This is a genomic window from Pseudomonas sp. 1 R 17 (assembly GCF_900067035.1).
Classification (GTDB): Bacteria; Pseudomonadota; Gammaproteobacteria; order Pseudomonadales; family Pseudomonadaceae; genus Aquipseudomonas; species Aquipseudomonas marginalis.
Map to the genome: position 1 here is coordinate 93,744 of NZ_FKLB01000042.1, position 20,781 is coordinate 114,524.

At 56.3% G+C, this 20,781-nt stretch carries 11 protein-coding genes and 2 pseudogenes; 10 read left to right on the plus strand and 3 right to left on the minus strand.

Annotation, left to right across the window (positions count from 1 at the left end; all coding sequences use genetic code 11):
• Positions 1-414: 414 nt before the first annotated feature.
• From BFP99_RS15195 to BFP99_RS15220, 6 genes and pseudogenes are all read left to right on the plus strand, one after another.
• Positions 415-942: a hypothetical protein gene (locus BFP99_RS15195; protein ID WP_256098145.1), complete on the plus strand. Its 528-nt coding sequence runs from the start codon at positions 415-417 to the stop codon at positions 940-942.
• A 293-nt stretch (positions 943-1,235) separates the two neighbouring features.
• Positions 1,236-1,475, plus strand: a complete 240-nt coding sequence (locus tag BFP99_RS32850; RefSeq protein ID WP_141690782.1) for a hypothetical protein — start codon at positions 1,236-1,238, stop codon at positions 1,473-1,475.
• 155 nt (positions 1,476-1,630) lie between these two features.
• Complete coding sequence (locus BFP99_RS15200) at positions 1,631-1,984, plus strand: hypothetical protein (RefSeq protein ID WP_065947609.1); 354 nt, start codon at positions 1,631-1,633, stop codon at positions 1,982-1,984.
• A 1,455-nt stretch (positions 1,985-3,439) separates the two neighbouring features.
• Positions 3,440-5,161 (plus strand): annotated as a pseudogene (locus tag BFP99_RS15210) (ShlB/FhaC/HecB family hemolysin secretion/activation protein).
• Between the two features lie 33 nt (positions 5,162-5,194).
• Entirely contained in the window at positions 5,195-12,931 is a 7,737-nt protein-coding gene (locus tag BFP99_RS15215; RefSeq protein ID WP_141690783.1) for a two-partner secretion domain-containing protein, read from the plus strand.
• Positions 12,932-12,936: 5 nt separating this feature from the next.
• A complete protein-coding gene (locus BFP99_RS15220) occupies positions 12,937-13,137 on the plus strand; it encodes a hypothetical protein (protein WP_065923907.1) in 201 nt (66 codons plus the stop codon).
• 203 nt (positions 13,138-13,340) lie between these two features.
• On the opposite strand, the pseudogene BFP99_RS15225 reads toward BFP99_RS15220, so the two are convergent.
• Both BFP99_RS15225 and BFP99_RS15230 read right to left on the minus strand, forming a co-directional pair.
• Positions 13,341-14,447, minus strand: a pseudogene (locus BFP99_RS15225) (IS66 family transposase); the annotation flags it as partial.
• 188 nt (positions 14,448-14,635) lie between these two features.
• Positions 14,636-15,529 (minus strand): LysR family transcriptional regulator, encoded by an 894-nt coding sequence (locus BFP99_RS15230; RefSeq protein WP_027603978.1) that lies wholly within the window; start codon positions 15,527-15,529, stop codon positions 14,636-14,638.
• A gap of 94 nt (positions 15,530-15,623) precedes the next feature.
• On the opposite strand from BFP99_RS15230, the gene BFP99_RS15235 reads away from it, so the two are divergent.
• Positions 15,624-16,790: an MFS transporter gene (locus BFP99_RS15235; RefSeq protein WP_065947610.1), complete on the plus strand. Its 1,167-nt coding sequence runs from the start codon at positions 15,624-15,626 to the stop codon at positions 16,788-16,790.
• A gap of 297 nt (positions 16,791-17,087) precedes the next feature.
• On the opposite strand, the gene BFP99_RS15240 is transcribed toward BFP99_RS15235, so the two are convergent.
• Positions 17,088-18,020, minus strand: a complete 933-nt coding sequence (locus tag BFP99_RS15240) for a LysR family transcriptional regulator (RefSeq protein WP_065947611.1) — start codon at positions 18,018-18,020, stop codon at positions 17,088-17,090.
• Between the two features lie 109 nt (positions 18,021-18,129).
• On the opposite strand from BFP99_RS15240, the gene BFP99_RS15245 reads away from it, so the two are divergent.
• Genes BFP99_RS15245 through BFP99_RS15255 form a run of 3 tightly spaced genes read left to right on the plus strand, consistent with a single transcriptional unit; the run spans position 18,130 to position 20,474 of the window.
• Positions 18,130-19,215 (plus strand): TauD/TfdA family dioxygenase, encoded by a 1,086-nt coding sequence (locus tag BFP99_RS15245; RefSeq protein WP_065923906.1) that lies wholly within the window; start codon positions 18,130-18,132, stop codon positions 19,213-19,215.
• Between the two features lie 4 nt (positions 19,216-19,219).
• The gene (locus BFP99_RS15250; protein ID WP_027603982.1) at positions 19,220-19,978 is read left to right on the plus strand and encodes a sulfite exporter TauE/SafE family protein; all 759 of its coding nucleotides are present in this window, start codon (positions 19,220-19,222) and stop codon (positions 19,976-19,978) included.
• Positions 19,979-19,994: 16 nt separating this feature from the next.
• Entirely contained in the window at positions 19,995-20,474 is a 480-nt protein-coding gene (locus BFP99_RS15255; RefSeq protein WP_027603983.1) for a YbaK/prolyl-tRNA synthetase associated domain-containing protein, read from the plus strand.
• Positions 20,475-20,781: the final 307 nt, after the last annotated feature.

Below are 20,781 nucleotides of genomic sequence, written 5' to 3' on the forward strand. Positions count from 1 at the left end.
GGGAAACCCACCGTTGTTTATTTGCAGAAATCGGGGGCAGGCCACGTTTTTATAAAGGCCATAAAAATTGCTCATTTAAAAAATGAGAATAGTGGTCTGAGCCCTATTTTCCTCTATTGATTTAGATTATACCAAGGGGCTCAGGCAAACGAATGTGACGGTCACGGGAACGCGTGGTGGTGTTCAGTATCCGTTGCAAGGGCAAACTTCCGATTCTTATGCGAATCTTGGAAATGGGCATGTTGTTGTCTACGGTCCTGAGGGGCGTGCACTATATGATGTGTCTAGCTCTCGGATTAAGGTGGTCGAATGGAACCAAGCCCCGAATGGAACATATTTCCCCAAGAAGAGAAGTGACACAAAATTTTTTGAGGGAAATGTTCCTCAGTCGGTTCTTGATAGCTTGGAGTTGAAATGATGAAGGTTTATCAGGGTAATATTTCTAAAGAGTCGTTGAGTCTGTTTGTTTCAGATATTGGCTCCGGAGAGTTTTTTTCATATGTAGGGCACTTGGTTTCATTAGAACAGGCAATTTCTGTTCTGGGTTTGCTCTCTCCTGATTTTATTGAGGCCAATGGTCACATTTTCTGGCTGCCTAACGCTCAGCAATACGATCCACAAAAATTTCATTTGAGCGGGCTGGTTGAGACCGAATCTAGTGTGTTGGAAAAAAGTACATCGCGTAGAGACGTTGAACGATACAGAAATATTTTTTCAATAAATCAGTTCTTTTCAAAGTGGGAGGATGCACCGGGCAGACCCGTATTTAAAGTGGGTCTGTCGGAAGAAGATTATCGTCTTTGTCATTTGTTTGCTGAACAGATCACTAGATATTGGAAGCGCGCTTTATTCGATGCCTTTCCAGAGAAGGTATTTCAGTTTGAAATTGCTGACGATCTTCTCGATGAATATGGCGTCTGTCTGACATTTTGGCAGTCGTAGTTTAAAGAGCGCACAGGATGTGTCCGCGTCATTAAAGCCACTGCCAGAGACTAAATAATAATTATGCGTTTAGAAATGGTTGAGAAAAGCTTTGTAGAAAAACTTAAGGTAGTCAGTGAGGAATAACGAAGAGGTGCTGTAAAATTGGCTTGCGAACTTGCTTTCAGGACTGCCCAGTAGAAGTTTTATTTTTGCCGAGTCTCTTAGGTAGCTACAATCGGGTAATAAACTCACGACTGATCAGGTTTTTGGGCTAGATGCTTTAGCTGCACAGTTAGATGAGAAGTATTTGCTTGCATGACAGCCTGGACGAAGAGCAAAGCTTAAATGTAGAAGACCTTCAGCTGTTTAGCCAAGCTCGCGCTGTATCGGCGCTGTCCTTAGCTGGTGGAGAGGATTCGCTTATGGCAGCGACCGAAGCAATATATGAGGCATCATCAGCCGTTGATGATGGAACTCAAGAAATCGGGGTCAGACCACTTTTTTATAAAGCCCAGCAGAATTACTCTTTAAAAATGGGAATGTTGGTCTGACCTCTATTTTCTTGCATAGAGCGCTCATTCAGTATCAGGCGACGGGTGAGAGACTGCAGGGAGTTGTTGCTGGTAAGTAGAGGTTTCAGGCCCCGATTAATATAAAAAGCTGTTGGGATATATGTTTGAACTGTATTTCCAATTGGAGTTGTTAAATGAAGTGGGGTGAGTTGCCGGGAGATAGCGAGGATCTGTTGTATTGGATTCTTTGGTTTGCTATCGGTGCGTTTTCAGAGGGTGACTTAGAAGGGCTTTTGCAGAGGATGTTTATACGTTGCGAAGGGCTTTCTGGTGACCCGGGTTGGGAGTTTGAATACGAACCGGGTGCCTGTTCTGGGCATTATGTTTTCTCAGCTGATCAGAACATGAGCGGTATTTTTCCTGATTCTCGTGTTTATAGTGTTCAGGCGGTTAAGGAGGCCATGAAGGAATCTATGCTTGCTCTTGGGAATAAATATCCTGAAAGCGCTGGTGATCTACAAAATTTGATATGTAAGTACGAGCTTTGAAAACTTGCTAAGGAAAGCAGATTTATTTTCAGTGTGCAGCTGGTACGCGGCCTACTGTGATTAAAGTTCAAGGAAATGATCATGGATTTTTGAGTTATAGCCGGTTTTAGTGAAATCAAGATGAGGTGGGGGGATCTCGTAGTGGACCGTATGCCCGTAAGAGGTAAGGGAAATATTCGTTATTTTTTAGAAGGGTCAACCGGCATAGCGACACCTTGGTGTAGCACTGATTATGTGGGGCCTGATAATATAGATATTCTTGCTTGTCTACTGATCGACGATGGGGGCATACCTTTTTTCGAAACTGTTGCTTGGCTAGACGAGGGCCTGAATAGATTGATAGCAGTGAGGCGAGAGGATGAGGTCTCCACTGAATGGGCCCGCGATGCCTGGGCAACCCATATTTCGAAAAGTGGAGTTAAAATTTATTCACTTTATGATGAGGACTTCTCAATAACTATAAGTTTGGATGACTTCGAACGAGCTTTACGCGGTTGGAAGGACTTTCTTCTGTCATTGTCGGTAGTGAAGGCTGCTGGATAGGGCGTCAGCAAACGATGTCAGCTCACGATTCCATTCTTTGGTGGTTTAGTAATTTTAAATATAGTCTGTCCTTTAGTACTGTAGCTACGAATTGCCACAACTTTGGAGTAACGCCATCTGGCAGTCGAACCGCTCAGACACGCATTGGAGACGGCCCGTTAGCTGACTGCTGCCGCCTCCTTTTCCTACAAGTCATTGCTTTGCCACGCTTTGACAACCCAATCCAACACGACTAACTTTCGTGGCGTGCTGAGCTCATACAGCGCACGCTATGCAGTAACCCTATATATCCACCACGTTCTTCCGTGGCACCGTTGCGACTAACAGCTAGCAAATGACTGTTAATCATTGGGTCCCTGGTTCGAGTCCAGGTCGTGGAGCCAGATAGGGAAAAGCCTGCAGCGATGCAGGCTTTTTTTTGCCTTGGATTTTTCCGGGGCGATCAAAGCGCGCAGCGTGACCCGCATGAATGCATCTCAAATCCTACGATTCCGAGGTCAATATCATGAAAGTCACTGCGGTCGTTTCAACCAAAGGCGGGCCGGGTAAAACTGCGGTTGGCGTCAATCTGGGCGCGTTCTGCGCCGATGATGGGGTATACCTCACTGGCCGCACTCCTCTAAAAAAGGCAATCAGCCAATAGCACCACCATTGAGCGGTTTTCTCCCATAAAAAACTGCCGGCTAAGCCAGAGGCGCGAATTTACCTCCCAATTGCGTTGCCAAGTACGGACCTGAATTGCATGTTCACGATTTCTGTTAAGTAATTGATGTTAAAGGCCTTAATTTTTCAGACTACAAGTGATCGTGTGTCACCACTGAAACAAAGTTGTACATTTAATTGACGCCACTAAAACGCCACCATAAGATCGCCGCCAAGTGATGGCACAAAGCCATGTAGAGGGATCTAGAAATGTGGCGTTCGGCACACCGGACCAGGCTCAGTCTGCTGTCCGCTTTTTTTTGCCTGGGCTTTGCTGGGACAGCTCAAGGCGCTACCCCGCAGAACACGCCCGGCGTTACTGATCTGATCCGTGACCGCCAGGATCGCCTGCTCGAAGAGCAACAACGCCGACTCGAAGAACTCAAGGACCTGCCCGGCAAAGCTGCTACGCCTACCAAGCCGACAGCGCCCGCCGACACGCGCTGCTTTGCGATCAACACCATCGAACTTGCCGGCGCCGATGCCTTGTCCGATGGCGAGCGCGCCAGTCTGATCAAACCCTATATCGGCCAATGCCTCGGCGTGGCGCAGCTCAATGATCTGCTCTAAGTCATCACCGATCACTACCTCGCCAAAGGCCTGGTCACCAGTCGCGCCTATCTGCCGCAGCAAAACCTCGCCAGCGGAAACCTCAAGGTACAAGTGGTGGAAGGCCGGCTGGAAAGCTTGAAGGGCGCCGAAGGCAGCGGCATCACCGGCCGCCAGCTGTTTATGAGCTTCCCAGGCAAACCAGGCGATTTGCTCAACCTGCGCGAAATCGAGCAGATGGTCGACCAACTGAACCGTCTGCCCTCCAACCAGGCCCAGATGGAATTGGCCCCCGGCAAGGAAGTCGGCGGCAGCGACGTGCTGGTCAAAAACACCCCGCAAAAACCTTGGCGCGTCGGCCTGTCCCGCCACAACGGTGGCCAGCGCGCCACCGGCGAACAGCAGTGGGGCGCCAGCCTGGATTGGGACAACCCGCTGGGCCTGGCCGACCAACTCTCCCTGCGTGGCGGCCACGATGCCGTCAGCGACCACCAAAAAACCTCGCGCAATTCGATGCTCAATTACAACCTGCCATTTGGCTGGTGGAACCTCAATTACAGCTACAGCGAAACCGAATACCGCTCGCTGGCCCAGGCCAGCGGTTTCAACTTCAAGCAGTCCGGCGACAGCCAGAACCATCAACTGCGCCTGGAACGGGTGATTCACCGCGACGCCCTGAGCAAAACCTCCCTCAGCACCGGCGTGGCGTACCTGCGCACCAACAACTTCATCGAAGACAGCAAGCTCGCGTTGAGCAGTAACCGCCTCAGCGAAACCCAGTTCGGCATCAACCATGGTCGACGTATCGGCGGCTCATTCCTCAACATCGACCTGGGCATGCAGGACGGCATTGGCGCATTCGACGCCCAGGCCAACCACAATCCGCGCCCCGGCCAGGCCGATGCGCGCTACCGCAAATACACCGCGACCCTGAGCTACCTGTACCCGTTCAAGCTGTGGGGCGAGTCGTTCAGTTTCAGCAGCCTGATGACCGGCCAGCGCAGCGAAGACGTGCTGTTCAGCCCCCAGCGCATGAGCCTGGGCGGGCAGTCATCGATACGTGGTTACAAGGATCAAAGCCTGGCCGGCGATAGCGGCGGCTACTGGCGCAACGACCTGCGCTGGAGCCGCCCGGTGACCATCGCGTGGTTGCAGCCGGTGTTCAATGAATACGGCACCAGCCTTGGTTATGACCAAGGCGTGATCAGCCATGGCCGCTACAACGCCGAACAGCACGGACGCATGAGCAGCAACTCCGTGGAGTTGTTCGCGCGCGGCCAGAACGTCGCCGCCACGGTGACCTTTGCACACTCTTTGGAACGCCCGGGGCCGATCACTGAACGTGAAGCGCCGGTCTATTTTCGCCTGGATTTCTTCCTTTAAATTTTTACCGCCCCTTGGGCATCGAGACATCACATGGACGTTCGCCAGTTCGCCTTTCTTGCGCGCCAACCTTCTGCGGCCTTGAAAACGCGCTCCACTTTCCTGGGACTGCCCAAGCGCGGCTTGGCGTTGATCCTGGCCAACGCGATGTTCTGGCAGCCGTTGCTGGCGCAGGCGGATGGGATTGTGGTCAGCGCGCCGGGGACTACGCTGGGCCAGGCGGGCAATGGCGTACCCATCGTCAATATCGCGGCGCCCAATGGCAGCGGGTTGTCCCATAACCAGTTCCAGGATTACAACGTCGGCCAGCAGGGCGTCATCCTCAACAACGCCACCAGCCGCACCCAGTCGACCCAGTTGGGCGGGATTATCCTCGGCAACCAGAACCTCAACGGCACAGCAGCCAGCGTGATCCTCAACGAGGTCAACGGCGGCAGTCCGAGTCAGTTGCGCGGGTACACCGAGGTGGCTGGGCAGTCGGCCCACGTGATCGTGGCCAACCCGTATGGCATCACCTGCAATGGCTGCGGTTTTATCAATACCCCGCAAGCCACGTTGACCACCGGTAAAGCAGTGATCGAAAACGGCCAGGTCAATCGTTACCAAGTCGACGGAGGCAGCGTCGCCATCGAAGGTGCGGGCCTTAATGCCAACAACATCGATCGCTTCGAAATCATCACCCGCTCGGCCAAGCTCAATGCGGAGATCCAGGCCAAGAACCTGACGATCATTGCCGGCGCTAATGACGTTGACGCCAAGACGCTCAAGGCCACCGCGCGTGCCGCCGACCCGGCGACTGCACCGCAACTGGCGATCGACTCTTCGTCCCTGGGTGGGATGTATGCCGGGGCGATCAAGCTGGTCAGCAGTGAAGCTGGGGTCGGGGTAAAGCTTGACGGGAAAATGGCCGCCAGCGCGGGCGATATTCAGATCGCCGCCAATGGCGACCTGACCGTTGCGCAACTCGCTGCCACTGACGCAGTGACCGTCAAAGCTGCCAGTACCGATATGCAGGGCACGGTTTACGGCAGTAGCGTGAACTTGCAGGCCCGCGATGCGCTGAGTATCCAGCAAAACATCGCGGCTCGTGACCAGATCGTGCTTCGTACCCAGGGGCGGTTGACCAACAACGCGATCATCGAAGCGGGCGTCAACGACGACAACACCCGCAATACCACGGGCGATATCAAGATCCGCGCCCAGGACATGCATAACAACGGCAGTGTGGTTGCCAGCCATGACGTGCGTGTTTCGGTGGATCAAGCCCTGGATAACATCGGCGGTATTGTCAGCGCGCAACGTCTCGCGAAAATTACCGCAGGTACGCTGGATAACCGCAATGGCGGCAAGGTGCTCAGCGCTGATAAGGCCCGCATCAACGCAGATAATCTCCTCAATGCCCAAGGCAAAATTTATAGCCAGGGCGACTTGCGCATTGTCAGCGCAGACCTGGATAACCGCGGCGGTGCAATCGCCAGCAAGGTAAGTATCCGGCTGACTGGCGGCAGACTCAACAACAGCGACAACGGCAGCTTGATCGGCGAGCAAACGCTCACTATCAAAGCCGATCAGGTGCTTAACCAACTGGGCCTGATCTCTGGGTTGCAGGGCCTTGAAGTCAAAGGCGGCAAGCTCGACAACAGCAACCACGGCAAGCTCTCCAGCCTCAACGGCGAAGTCAGCGTCAAGCTCAGCGGCGATCTGGACAACAGCAACGCAGGCGCGCTGGTTAGCCAAAAAGCGCTGATGGTCAGTGCGGACAACATCGATAACCGGCAGGGTAGCCTGTCCAGCGGAGCAGGACAGACGCTCACCGTCAACGGTGTGTTGGATAACAGCGACAAGGGCCAGATGGACAGCGCAGAGACGCTGGTCGCCGCCGCCATGACGCTGCGCAACGTCAGCGGCGCCATCAGCTCCCAACTCGGCCTGACCGTCACCGGTACCGATGTGGACAACACTGCCGGCAGCATCGCGACCAACGCAGAGGCCACCCTTGATCTGCTGGGCACCCTGACCAACACCAAGGGCACAGTCGCCAGTGTGGGAGACCTGCTGCTCAAGCGAGCCGATCAGGTCGATAACCAGGGCGGTCAGCTCGCCAGCCAGAGCATGATGACGCTGCTTATCGGTGGCCTGGACAACCGTAACGGCGGCACAGTCGCCGCCAACGGTCAGCTTCTGTTGACGGCCACCGGCAAGGTGCAGAATGACAACGACGGTCTGATCTACAGCAAGAACGCAAACCTCAACCTGCATGTCGCCAGCGTGGAGAACAGCAACGGCACGCTGCAAAGCCAAACGACGCTGGTGCTTGAAACCAAAGGTGATGTCGACAACCTCGACGGCAAAATCATCGCCCAGGACGGCGAACTGAGCGTTACCGCCGACAACGTGGATAACCGTGGCGGCACGCTGTCCAGCCTGAAAAACGCCTTCACCGCACGCCTTGTTGGCGTACTCAAGAACGGTTACGACCTCGACGGCAAAGGCGGCACGGTCCAGGCGAGCGCGCTTGATTTGCGCGCGCTGGCAGGTATCAACAGCAACGGCGGACGCATCGCTGCACAAGATGGTGACGCGCTGATCGACACCCGAACTGCTGACTTCGATAACCGCAAGGGTGGGCTCTATGCAAAGCAGGGCGTGATCGTCACCGGCAACAACTTCGACAACAGCGGCGATAAAGGTGGCCAAATCTCCGGCCAGATAATCGACCTGACCCTCGACGGTGATTTGAACAACCGACTCGGCATTATCGAAAGCGACAGTACCCTAACGATCACAGCGGCCAGCATCGACAACCAGACCGGCAAACTGCGCGCACTCGGCAACAGTGGCATCACCCGCTTCCAGATTGGTGGGCGGCTGAATAACCAGAGCGGCATGCTGGAGACGGCAAACAACGATATCAACCTCACGACCGGCAGTTTGCTGAACACTGGCGGTAGCATCGTGCATGCCGGCAAAGGCAACTTTGGTGTGGCCAGCAGCGATGTAATGAACGCCGGCGGCAGCTTCACCACGGGCGGTGACCTGACTCTGGATGCCGAAAGCTGGACCAACAGCGGGGTCATTCAGGCCGGCACGCTCAACGTCAATGTTACGAACTTCACACAAACCGCCACCGGGCAATTGTTGGCGTCGACGGCGTTTCTCGGCGCAGGCGACACCTGGGTCAATGACGGCGTGATCGGCAGCGACGGGACGCTGGGCCTGAAGTTGACCGGTGGCTACTCGGGCAGCGGCCGGATGAGCAGCCTGGCCGAGCTGAAAGTGGCTGCCTCTCAGCTGGACCTCGGCGCTACCGCCAGTATCACGGGCGGCGGTAAAACCGATATCAATGTCATCGGCCAGTTGAATAACTACGGCCGATTGACCTCTGGCAGCGATATGACCGTGACCGCCACGGGCCTCGCCAACTACGGGGGCCTGGCGGCCTCGCAAGACCTGGTGATCAACGCTGAGACACTCCTTAACGATCAGGCCGAAGACGGCAGCCGCGGCTTCATATTCAGCGGTCGGAATATGAGCCTCCAGGCGAACAGCATCAAAAACCGCTACGCCGACATCTACAGCATTGGCAATCTTATCGTCACAGGCAGAGCGCCAGGCAGCTCAGCCCAACGCCTGGAAAACCGCTCCGGCAGCATCGAGGCCGGCGGCGACATCAACGTCGACGCCGCAAACTTCGCTAACCAGCGCGACAAATTCAGCATGGAGCAGGTGGTCGTAGGCGGCTTCATGACCATGTCCTGCGTACAACACTGTGACGGCCCTGAAAGCCCACGTGTGCGTGGCCCGGTATTCATTTACAAAACAGTTGAAAGCACCGTGAGCGTTGACTCACCCATGGCCACATTTGTGTCGGGGCACAACCTCACGGTTAACAGCACAAGCGTCCTCAACCAATACAGCCTGCTGTCGGCGGCAAACGACCTATCCATCACCAGCACCAACATCACCAACCAGGCGGCTCTTTCCGCGTCGGGCACATCCGGTCACGAGGTGGGCGCCGGTAACTGGGTTTCGGGGAGTGACTTTTACCGGTTGATGAGCGATGTACGCACCTACAACAACCAGCATCCGAGTTCGGGTCCGTTTGATCCCGTGGCGTTTGGCCAACTGGTCGCGAAGTTTGATCCTTCCTTGTTTTATGGCATCAACGACCCTGTGACGGTACAGGCCGATGGCAAAGCGGCTGCACCGGCCATCATCCAGGCTGGCGGCGCCTCCAAAGTTTCAGCAAGTAACGACATCAGCAATCTGGTGGTTCAGAAAACCACGACTGCCGTTGAGGAGCGGTCAGCGAACACCAGCGTTTTCAGCGTGACCCAACCTTCAACCGTCTTGCTCAACCGCCAGTTGCCGCCGGACCTGGCACAACTGCAAGTTGACCCAACTGCGTTGCCGGGTTTCAGCCTGCCGACGGGTCAAAACGGCTTGTTCCGACTAAACGCCCAAGACACCTCGGGTGCGGCCGTCAGCCACATCGTGGGCGTGCAAGGCCTCCCTAACAGCGTGACGGCGGTCAAGCCGCCGAAGTACCTGATCGAAACCAACCCCGCACTCACCGACCTCAAGCAATTCATGAGTTCGGACTACTTGCTCACACGCCTTGGCTACGACCCCGATACCAGCGCCAAGCGCCTCGGTGACGGGCTCTACGAACAACGCTTGGTACAGCAAGCTGTGGTCGCTCGCACCGGCCAAGCCTTCATCGATGGCCAGACCTCCAATGAGGATCAGTTCAAGTACCTGATGAACAACGCGATCGCGAGTAAGAATGAACTCAATCTCGCAGTTGGTGTGACCCTGACGTCGCAACAGGTCGCGGCGCTGACTCACGACATAGTCTGGCTTGAAGAACATGAGGTTAATGGCGAGAAGGTGCTGGTGCCGGTGTTGTACATGGCGCAGGCCAATAATCGGCTGGCACCTAATGGGGCGCTGATTCAAGGCACCGATGTGACGATGATCGCCGGCAAGAACCTGACCAATGCCGGTACATTAAAAGCCACCAATAACCTGTCTGCCGTTGCTGGCCAGGACATGGTCAGCAGCGGGCTGGTGCAGGCGGGTGGTCGATTGGATCTGTTGGCCAGCAAGGACCTCACCAACAAGGCGGGCGGCGTTATCGCCGGTAAGGATGTGGCGTTAACGGCGCTTACAGGCGATGTAACAAACGAGCGCACGGTGACTTCGTCGCAGATTGCTTACGGAAAAGATCAGGTTCGTAACGATTACGTCGACAGCGCGGCTCGCGTCGAGTCGGCCAACGACCTGAATATTTCGGCGGGGCGAGATATCAATAACATCGGTGGCGCACTGCAAAGTGGGCGTGACGTGATCTTGGGCGCCAGTCGGGACGTGAACATCGCTTCCGCGCAGGCCACCAATAGTCTGGGTCGCGGCGTCAACCGCAACAGCAGCAGCACTACTCAGTACAGCGCCAGTATCAGTGCCGGGAGGGACGTTTCGGTTCAGGCTGGCCGCGATGTTACGGTTGTTGCGGGCGACATCGATGCTGAGCGGGATATCGCCATGGTCGGGGCGGGTGACGTAACTATTGCTTCAGCCGCAGATGAAAACCATTTTCTCTTCAAAAGTAAAAAGCTGACGATTCAGGAGGACCACGTCCGGCAGGTCGCGAGCAGTATAAGCGCTGGTGGGAATGTGGCCGTGACGGCCGGTAAAGACATGGCGGTGATCTCCAGCAGCATTACTGCTGGCAAGGAAGCGTATCTCGCAGCGGGTAACAAACTTGGAGTTTTCGCCGCTCAGAACAGTGATTACTCCCTTTACGATGAAAAGAGCAAAGGCTCTTTCGGCGCCAAGAAAACCAAGCGTGACGAAGTCACGCAAGTTACCAATATCAGTAGTCAGATCACCTCTGGCGGCGACATGGTGCTCGCCAGCGGTGGAAACCAGCGCTATCAGGCAGCGAAGCTCAACAGCGGCGAAGACCTGATTATCAACAGTGGCGGTTCAGTGACCTTCGAGGCAGTCAAGGATCTGCATCAGGAGAGCCACGAGAAGAGCAGTACTAGCCTGGCTTGGACATCGATGTCGACCAAAAGCGCGACCGATGAAACATTGCGTCAGAGCCAGATCACCGCGAAGGGAGAACTGGTGATCAATGCTGTTGAAGGCCTACACATTGACGTGAAACAGGTCGATCAGGAAACCGTTAGCCAGGCCATTGATGCGATGGTCAAGGCCGATCCAGCTCTTGCGTGGATGAAGGAGGCAGAGAAGCGCGGTGACGTGGACTGGCGCATGGTCAAGGAGGTGCACGAGTCCTTCAAGTACAGCCATTCCGGGCTGGGAGCTGGTGCTCAGGTAATCCTTGCCATCGCTCTATCTCTGGTAATGGGGCCAGCAGGTCTTGGGCTTAGTCCTATGCAGGCAGCAGTGGCTGTCAGTCTATCCAGCACAGCAATCAACAGTACGATTTCCAACAAGGGCAACCTGGGTATCGCGCTCAAGGATACTTTCAGCGGCAGTAGCCTGAAAAATGCTGCTATCGCAGGTGTTACGGCAGGTCTTATCGATTATGCAGACACCAAATGGTTTTCCGGCACTAGCGGAGCGGCGAATGGTGGATCGAAAGTCATCAGCACTGGGCCGTTGCAGAACCCAGGTTATGCTTCCAGTATGCTCAGCCCGGAAAACTGGGCGGATACCCTATTGCGCAGCGGCACTCATGCCCTGATCAATAGTGGTGTGTCTACTGCTATCAATGGTGGAAGTTTTGGCTCGAACCTAGGAGATGCGTTGATCGGTGAGGGCATCGATCTTGGCGCCGCTTTAGGTAACAAGGCAATTGGTGATTTGGCGGCGGGCCTGGAAGTAGCGCCTAAGATTGCTGAGAAGCTGATCCTGCATGCGGCGTTGGGCGGTTTGATCGCCAAGGCTCGCGGTGATAGTTTTGCCAGCGGAGCCATCGCAGGCGGTGTGGCTGAGGGCCTGACGCCTATTGCGAATGGTCTACTGTCAGAGTTCGTCAGCTCCCGCTTTGATGCGACTGACTTGAGCGCCGCAGGAAGCCAACTGAAAATCGGCACAGCGCAGATCATTGGATTGATTGCGGCCGGTGTGGCGGGTGGAAATCCAGCGACGGGCAGCCTGATTGGTGGGACGGCGGAGAAGTACAATGACCAAGGGTTCCACCTTGATCCTACGGATCAGTCTGATGACAACGGAATGTCGATGCAGCAGTCGGTATCCGACATTGACAAGCTCAAGAAAAATATTTCTCTGCTGATACTGACTGGCCTCTTCCCAGAGTTTTTCTTGGAGGAGGGAGCCGCCGGCAGCGTTGGCTTCCTGTCAAAAATAAAGGGAATGTTCAGTGAGTCTGCTGAGGGAGAAGCATTAGCTGGAGGGGGCACAAGCGCCGGGAAAGGCGGAGCTATTGAGGCTGGTACCGATGCCCAAGTCACTGGGAGCTCCGCAACGGCTGCTGCCAATGCGGGAAAACGAGCGCAGGAAATTGCTGAAGAAATAGCTGACGGTCATGCATTTGATAAGCATGTGGTTGATCAAGAAGAATATAAAGACCTTGGGATAACTACACGTGAGGAGTTTTCGAAGCATATTAAAGAAGTTGTTAGCAAGCCTACGTCGTCTCGCGAACTGAGTGGAGGAAGAAGTGCCTTTTGGGATGAGGCTAGTGGTACAGTTGTTATCAGAAACCCCAACGCTGTTGATGGTGGAACCGCATTTCGTCCTACCGGTGGGCGTGCATATTTTGATAATTTGAAGTGAGAATAATGAAAATCATTGAATCTGTATCTAATCAGACTAGCATCAGTATCGAACGTGAGGAGCTTTTGCTCATTTATGCGGCTCTGAATGAAATATGTAATGGTATAGAAGTTTTTGAGTTTGAAACTCGAATCGGGGTTAATAGGGAACGAGCTTTAGACTTTATGAGTGAGGTTGGAGTACTGCTTGATCAGATTGAAGAGTGAACAGAGTAAGGGGTTGACCCTCCGCTTCCTCGATTCTTCTTAAGAAAAATTAAGAAGTTGGAGTTATGGGAGAAGCCTGCACGAGTCGGCAACTTGGTTTGCACCACATAAAACTAAGATCCCGAACCCATGCAGGCCATTCGATTTTTACACTGAGCGTACGCCCAAGCACTGTAAGCTTCCGGAAATGCCGTCTTGTGCAGCTAAGCCGGTTGCCATCGATGCGGCAACAACTCCCCACTCTCACTCGCCCGCTGCGTCGGCAGGCGAGTAAGAACATCCTTCAGATAAGCATACGCATCGTGACCGTTGAGCTTGGCCGACTGGATCAAACTCATTAGAGCAGCAGCGCGTTGGCCACTGCGTAGTGACGCGGCGAACAGCCAGTTTTTTCTTCCAAGAGCCCAAGGTCGAACTTGCTGCTCGATATGGTTGTTGTCTATGGGCACCGTGCCGTCGTTCAGATAACGGCTCAACGCAGCCCTACGTTTTAGGCTGTAATCCAAGGCTTTGGTAATCCCCAAACCTTCATGCAAAAGCTCGCGCTGGGCGGTCATCCAGGCATGAAACGCGTCCATCAGGGGCGCTGCTTTTTCCTGACGTATTCGTCGCCGGACATCCGGTTCCAAATCGCGGACTTCGCGTTCAATTTCATATAGGGCCGCGATGTACCGCAACGCTTGCTCGGCGAGCACGCTTTTATTGGTGATGTGCAGATCATAAAACTTTCGGCGGGCGTGGGTCATGCAACCGATTTCAGTGACGCCAAGTGCAAAACTGGCTTTGTAACCACTGTAATCATCACAGACCAATTTGCCTTTCCAGTCGCCGAGGAAGTTGCGGGCATACTCGCCCGAGCGGCCAGGGCTGAAGTCGTACACCACCGCACTGATCTCAGCGAAGGCAGTCGTGGCATAGCCCCAAACATAAGCACGATGGGTCTTCTTCTCGCCCGGTGCGAGCATCTGCACCGGCGTTTCATCGACATGCACCACGTTGTGCTCAAGCACGACGTCGCGCAGAGCATCCACCAGTGGCTGCAATTGCACACCGCAAGCGCCGACCCAACTGGCCAGCGTTGATCGAGGAATTGCGAGACCGGCTCGCCCGAAGATTTGCTCCTGGCGGTACAGCGGCAAATGATCGGCGTATTTCACGATCATCACCTGAGCCAGCAGCCCGGCAGTCGGGATGCCTTTGTCGATAACTTGCGCCGGCACCGGCTCTTGAATCAAGGTTTCGCAGTTGTCGCAAACCCATTTGCCACGAATATGGCGTTCGACGCTGAACACGCCAGGCGTGTAATACAGCTAGCAAATGACTGTTAATCAGCCGTCGCTGTCGTCGTTCTATGCGCTATCGCATGAGGCGCGCGGTGGAACCTATCAACTGATCGCGAACAACGAGGCCCGGGCCGACCAGGTCATTTCGCACACCTGCATTCCTAATCTCTCACTGATCCATTCCAATGATTCGTTCAATCAGCTGACGCCACCGCTTACATCCGGTGATGCTCCAGCAAGAAGTCTACGAACAATCGCACCCGCGCCGGCATTGCCGAGCCGCCTACGAACACCGCATGAATCGGTTCCCGGTCGCCGGGGTTCCAGGCTTCCAGCAGCGGTATCAGGTCACCGCGCTGCAGATCCTCGCTCACGCTGAACTCGCCGATACGCGCAATGCCCGCACCTACTCGCGCAAGTTGTGCCAGCGCTTCACCACTGCTGCATTCGATGTTGCCGCAGACCTTCAGGGAGAACTCTCTTGCGTCGCGGATGAACGGCCAGTTGGGTTCGGCACGCCGGAAGTTGAAGCGCAGGCAGTTATGCCGTAGCAGGTCTTCCGGTTCGCGAGGGATGCCGTGGCGTTGCAGATACTCGGGCGATGCCACCACTACCTGGCCGGTGTCGCCGATCCTGCGCGCGGTCAGCGGGCTGTCGGGCAGATGGCCAAAACGTACCGCCACATCGGCCTGGCCGCCGAGAATATCGACCACTTCGTCGCCGAGGGTGAGGTCGACCAAGATGTTCGGATGGCGGGCGCTGAATGCCGCCACCAAGGGAACGATGGCCAGCCGCCCGTGGCCAAGGGCGGCACTGACCCGCAATCGGCCCCTGGGTACGCCCTGGTCGGCGATGGCTTCTTCCACCTCGGCCATATCGGCCAGGATACGCCGGGCGCCGCGCAGGAAAGCCTCGCCCTCGGCAGTGAAGCTGATCGCTCGGGTGGTGCGCAACAGCAGTCGGGTGCCAAGGCGCTGTTCGGTACGCGCGATGATCCGACTGACCGCCGAGGGTGTGAGCCCTAATGCACGCGCGGCAGCCGATAGGCTGCCTTCCTGCGCCACGGTGGCGAACACGAGCATGTCACCGGATCTGCCGTTGAAGTCCATTTGTGCCCCTTACGCATAGGTGATTGCCAAAAATGCTATCTACCGCCTTAAAACGCTGGATCGTAGCATTGGCGGCATAGATAAGGAGCCTTCCATGCGTATCAATCCACCACTTGTCGCACTTGCCATAGGTGCCTTTGGCATCGGTGTTACCGAGTTCGCCCCCATGGGCATGTTGCCGGGCATCGCTGCGGATCTCGGCGTTTCTATTCCCGCTGCGGGACTGTTGGTCAGTGCTTACGCCTTGGGTGTACTGCTCGGCGCGCCGCTGATGACCCTGACTACCGGCAGGATCCCCCGGCGCTATCTGCTGATCGGACTCATGGCGATTTTCACCCTGGGTAATCTGATGTCAGCCCTGGCGACCGATTACTACAGCCTCATGATCGCCAGGGTGGTGACCTCACTGAACCACGGTGCGTTCTTTGGCGTTGGCTCTATCGTTGCTGCCAGCGTGGTCGCCCCTGAGAAACGTGCCGGAGCGGTCGCGGCAATGTTTATGGGCCTCACCCTGGCGACCATTGGCGGTGTGCCGCTGGCCGCCTGGTTTGGCGAAATGTTCGGTTGGCGCACTGCATTCTGGGGCATTACCGGCCTCGGCGTGGTCGCCATGGCCGCGTTATGGTTCGCCCTGCCCAACCTGAAGGCGCCGCCAGGCGTCGGTGTAATGGCCGAAATTCGCGTACTGGGCCGTGGCCCGGTGCTGGGCGCGTTGGCCCTCACGGTAGTCGGCTCGGGCGCAATGTTTACCGTCTTCACCTACATCGCGCCGATCCTTAGCAGCGAGACCCACGCGTCCACCGCCTACATAACCGCCATGCTGGTTCTGTTCGGTGTGGGCCTGACACTGGGCAACATGTGGGGCGGCAAGGCCGCCGACCGCTCGATAGATCGCACACTGATCGTTTCGCTGAGCGTGCTGATTCTCGTGTTGCTGGCGTTTACGGTACTGATGCGTTGGCCGCTGCCGGCGGCCATTGCCATCCTGATATGGGGTATCGCCAGTTTCGCCTTGGTGCCGCCGCTACAGATGCGCGTCATGGAAGCTGCCAAGGACGCGCCCAATCTGGCCTCGGCGGTGAACATCGGTGCGTTTAACTTCGGCAATGCGATTGGTGCGGCACTGGGCGGTGCGGTGATCAATGCCGGGCTAGGTTATCCGGCGATTTCCCTGGCTGGAGCGGCAGTGGCGGGGCTAGGGCTGCTGATGGTGCTGGGATTTGCCTGGCGTTCCAGAAAGATTGCAACTGCATTGGTGTGAGCTTGATGGGAGAGCCAGTCACTCAGTTGCTCCGTGACTTCCATTGTGATTTTGGCATGACCAAATTGGATGGCTGAATCGCCGAGTAACACACGCTTTGCTTGCCCGCGGGAGTACTTGGAGTGGAGCCCAATATAGCGTTTGAACAAGGAATCTAAGGTCAGCGCTTACACCCTCTATCTTCCTCCCATGACGCCTCATTAATGAACGTAGCCTGGCAGGCTGGAGATGTCTACGGTGCCGGGGCGATTCAGAATGCTTGAATGAATCCCCCTCACAGCGACGTGAGGGCCGTCTTCATAGAGGTGCTGAGCCGCGTTTACATTCGAGGCTTTCACCTAAGCCACGGATCATCTCCATCAATGCCTTCACCCGCAGCGGCAAGTTTCCGGCCGGGTATACCGCGTGCATCTGTGGGCTCTCACCGCTGCTGGAGGTGAGCTTGTACTCAGGACACACCCGGAGCAGGCGCCCAGTTTCCACTTCGGGTTCCGCCATCCAATCCGCCAGGCGGGCGATCCCGACGCCCGCCAGGGCTGCCTGGAATACTGCCAGGCCGGAGCTGAAACGAAATTTTGGATGAACCCGAAAGCTGATGGCCTGCTCCTCGCTGCGAAAATTCCACTCCTTGAGAATCCGCGGCGCCGTATGCAGGATCAGCGAATGCGACTCCAGTGTCTCGATGGAGTCGGGCATGCCGTTGCGCTCCAGGTAGCCGGGGCTGGCATACAGGTAACGTGAGTAACTCCAGAGCGCAAAGCCGATCAGGTCGCTGGATTGTGGAAACGCACCGCGAATCGAGAAGTCCAGCTTGCTCTTGGCCGGGTCGATGATCTCATCAGTGAAAATCACATCGATGTTAACGTCTGGATAACGCTCGCAGTATTGCGCGATCAACCGGGGCAATACCCCGTGTCCGAGCACCTCGGGGGCGGAAAAACGGATCCAGCCGGAGGCCAGGCCGCTGAGACCGGCCAGGTCTTCATCCACCTCACGTTGCAGATCGAGCATTTTGTACGCGTGGGGCAATAAGCATTCGCCCGCTTCGGTCAAGCTCACGGCATTGGACGAGCGATTGAACAACTTGAGCCCCACACTTTCCTCCAGGGCTTGAACGGCACGGGTCAGTGCGCTGGGGGAGCGCCCCAGCGTCCGTGCCGCGGCGACGAAGCTGCGCTTGCGAGCCACGGTCGCGAAGGCTTCAAGTTCCCCCAACATATTCAATGCCACTTTCCACCTCATTGCATTTTTCACAACGCGGCATTGCAACACAAAAAAGGCCCTTCCGTTAACCTTCCCGTTCAACCCACAAGGATGGTGCAAACAGGAGCGCAAGGACGTGTCGAAGCTGGATGAAGTAATCGGGAAAGCCGCAGCGTGTATTGATGAAGTCATTCATGAAAGGCTGGAAAAAAAATCAGTGACTTCGACCCGACGGGAGATACCGCAAATTCATCTGTCGCTGGAAGAACAACGCACACTTCAGGCCGGGCTGGCGTCGCTGGACGTGACCGATAGCGCCTCGGGTATCCGCCGCATGCCGGTCCTGGGGCGGTTGCTGGAAAGTGTCCTGGGCACCGAGAAAATCCAACAGCTGCGCAATTTTCCACAAGCCCGTGACGTGGCGATGATCGTCAGGGGGCTGCCGCTGGACCCGCAACTGCCTGCCACGCCCTATGACCTGGAGCCGGGTATCGAGAACCTGTCGATTCTGGCCGGGGCTATTTTGTCCGTGCTGCACACTCTGCAAACCCGTCCGCTGGCGTACGAGGGCGAAAGCACCGACACCGTGTTCCGTCACGTATCGCCCAAGCGCAAGCGAGAGACCGAAAAGAGCTCCTATGGCTCGCGCGCGGATCTGGACATGCATGTCGACAACCCTCACCTGCCTTTGACCTGCGAACCCGTCTCGCAGTTGTCGGCCTGTCCGGAGTACCTGTCCCTGACCGGCCTGCGCTGCGAGCTCGAGGTGCCGACGCGCATCGTCGCCATTGACGAGGTGCTGGCCATTCTGCCGGCCTACGTCGAAGAAGAACTGTCACGACCGAACTTCACCGTTCGCCGACCGGCCTCCTTCGGCAAGCAGGGGAATGTGCTGGAAAACGTCCCCTTGCTCTACAGAAGCGCAACCGATGGCTTGTATTGCCGCTATAACAAAGCGAGTGTCGAAGCGACCTGCGCCCCTGCGCAGTTTGCCCTCCAGCTGTTTGCCGCCGCCGCCAATCATCCCGATGTCGTGCACCACATCATGCTGCAACCAGGGGACATGCTGATCTTCAAGAACCAGCAAACCCTGCATGCCCGGGATGGTTTTACCCCCCGCTACGACGGCCGTGATCGCTGGATGTTGCGTGTCTTCGGGGTCAATGATCCGGCACGCGTGGTGCCGCTGGACCCTCATCAACCCTACATAGTCAGAGCCTGATTTCATGGTCGATATTGTCATCCTTTGCGTGTTCGCCTTCGCCGCCGGCCTGATCGATGCGGCGGTGGGCGGCGGCGGACTGATCCAGATTCCCGCGCTATTCAACGTGCTACCCACCGCTCAACCGGCGGCGCTGCTGGGTACCAATAAGGTCGCGGCCGCCTGCGGTACCGCATTCGCGGCCCGGTCCTTCGTGCGCAAGGTGGTGATCGACTGGGGACTTGTGATCCCCGCCGCCTGCGCGGCCTTTGTCATGGCCTTCTTCGGAGCCGCCACGGTGTCGTTCGTACCCCAGTCGATGATCCGGCCGGCGGTGCTGGTGTTGATTGTGCTGATGGCGATCTACACCTTCTGGAAAAAAGATTTCGGCGCCCTGCACAAACCCATGCGCATCGGTACCAAGGAAAAACTGCTGGCGATCGTCATCGGCGGCGCCATCGGTTTCTACGATGGTCTGTTCGGTCCCGGCACTGGCAGCTTCCTGATCTTCCTGTTTATCCGCTGCTTCGCCTTCGACTTTCTCCATGCCTCGGCATCGGCCAAGCTAGTGAACATCGCGACCAACGTAGCGGCACTGATATTCTTCATTCCGACGGGTAACGTGCTCTACCTGATCGCAATCCCCATGGCGGCATTCAACATCCTGGGCGCGCTCACCGGCACCTGGCTGGCGGTTCATAAAGGCGTGCCATTTGTCCGGGCTCTATTCCTGGTGTTACTGGTGATTCTGATCAGCAAGCTGTCCTACGACCTGTTCCTGTAAACCAGAGGAAAACTCCATGCATCCCATGTTCGATCGCCTCGTGGCATTACTCGATGCCCGCTCAGCCTCTTACCGGGTGTTGATGCACGATGCCGAGGGCCAGTCGGCGCGCGTCGCCGAAATCCGTGGCACCGAGCCCGGCCAAGGCGCGAAGGCCATGCTTTGCGCCCTCAAGGGTCAGGCCGGCCCCTATGCACTGGTGATACTGCCAGGCGACCAGAAGCTGGACATGAAGAAAGTCGGAGCGGCCCTGGGCGGGAAAAAAGCCGAGCTGGTGAAGGCCGAAACCGCCATGGAACTGACCGGGTGCCGGATCGGCGCCATCCCTCCTTTTGTTTTCGATGAGCGGATTCAATTGATCGTCGATCCGGCCTTGACCACAGGCTACGCCGAAATAGCCTTCAACGCGGGGCGGCTGGATGCGTCGATGGTGCTCGATACGCAGGACTATCTGGCGATCGCCATGCCTCGATTGCTGGATATCAGCCAGGCCTGAGCAGGCGTTTTCACAGGCGCTGCAAAAAAACGGATAGCCGCCTTGGCCTGTTATGCACTGTAACGGGCCGGTCTTCAGGCTCGAACGACGGGTCGGTCACGTCATTTCCAGAGCACCCGCATCAGGCATGAACCGGTGCGCTCATTCCCTGGCGTAGATTTGCGGGAATTCGTCGGGACCAGGCCGTCCTTTAGTCCATCCACCGTGCAGGTATTGCAGTCTGTGTCTATGCTGCAGTATGGGCGTCGAGACCCGCTACGAACCTGTCTCGACGCCGCACTCTCGCTGTCCGCAGTCCGGATTTTCA

What these genes read in the sequence shown, in the direction of transcription:
- BFP99_RS15195 (WP_256098145.1), top strand. Translation starts at nt 415, where the DNA reads ATGATGAAGGTTTATCAGGGTAATATTTCTAAAGAGTCGTTGAGTCTG.
- BFP99_RS15200 (WP_065947609.1), top strand. Translation starts at nt 1,631, where the DNA reads ATGAAGTGGGGTGAGTTGCCGGGAGATAGCGAGGATCTGTTGTATTGG.
- BFP99_RS15215 (WP_141690783.1), top strand. Translation starts at nt 5,195, where the DNA reads ATGGACGTTCGCCAGTTCGCCTTTCTTGCGCGCCAACCTTCTGCGGCC.
- BFP99_RS15220 (WP_065923907.1), top strand. Translation starts at nt 12,937, where the DNA reads ATGAAAATCATTGAATCTGTATCTAATCAGACTAGCATCAGTATCGAA.
- BFP99_RS15230 (WP_027603978.1), bottom strand. Translation starts at nt 15,529, where the DNA reads ATGGACTTCAACGGCAGATCCGGTGACATGCTCGTGTTCGCCACCGTG.
- BFP99_RS15235 (WP_065947610.1), top strand. Translation starts at nt 15,624, where the DNA reads ATGCGTATCAATCCACCACTTGTCGCACTTGCCATAGGTGCCTTTGGC.
- BFP99_RS15250 (WP_027603982.1), top strand. Translation starts at nt 19,220, where the DNA reads ATGGTCGATATTGTCATCCTTTGCGTGTTCGCCTTCGCCGCCGGCCTG.
- BFP99_RS15255 (WP_027603983.1), top strand. Translation starts at nt 19,995, where the DNA reads ATGCATCCCATGTTCGATCGCCTCGTGGCATTACTCGATGCCCGCTCA.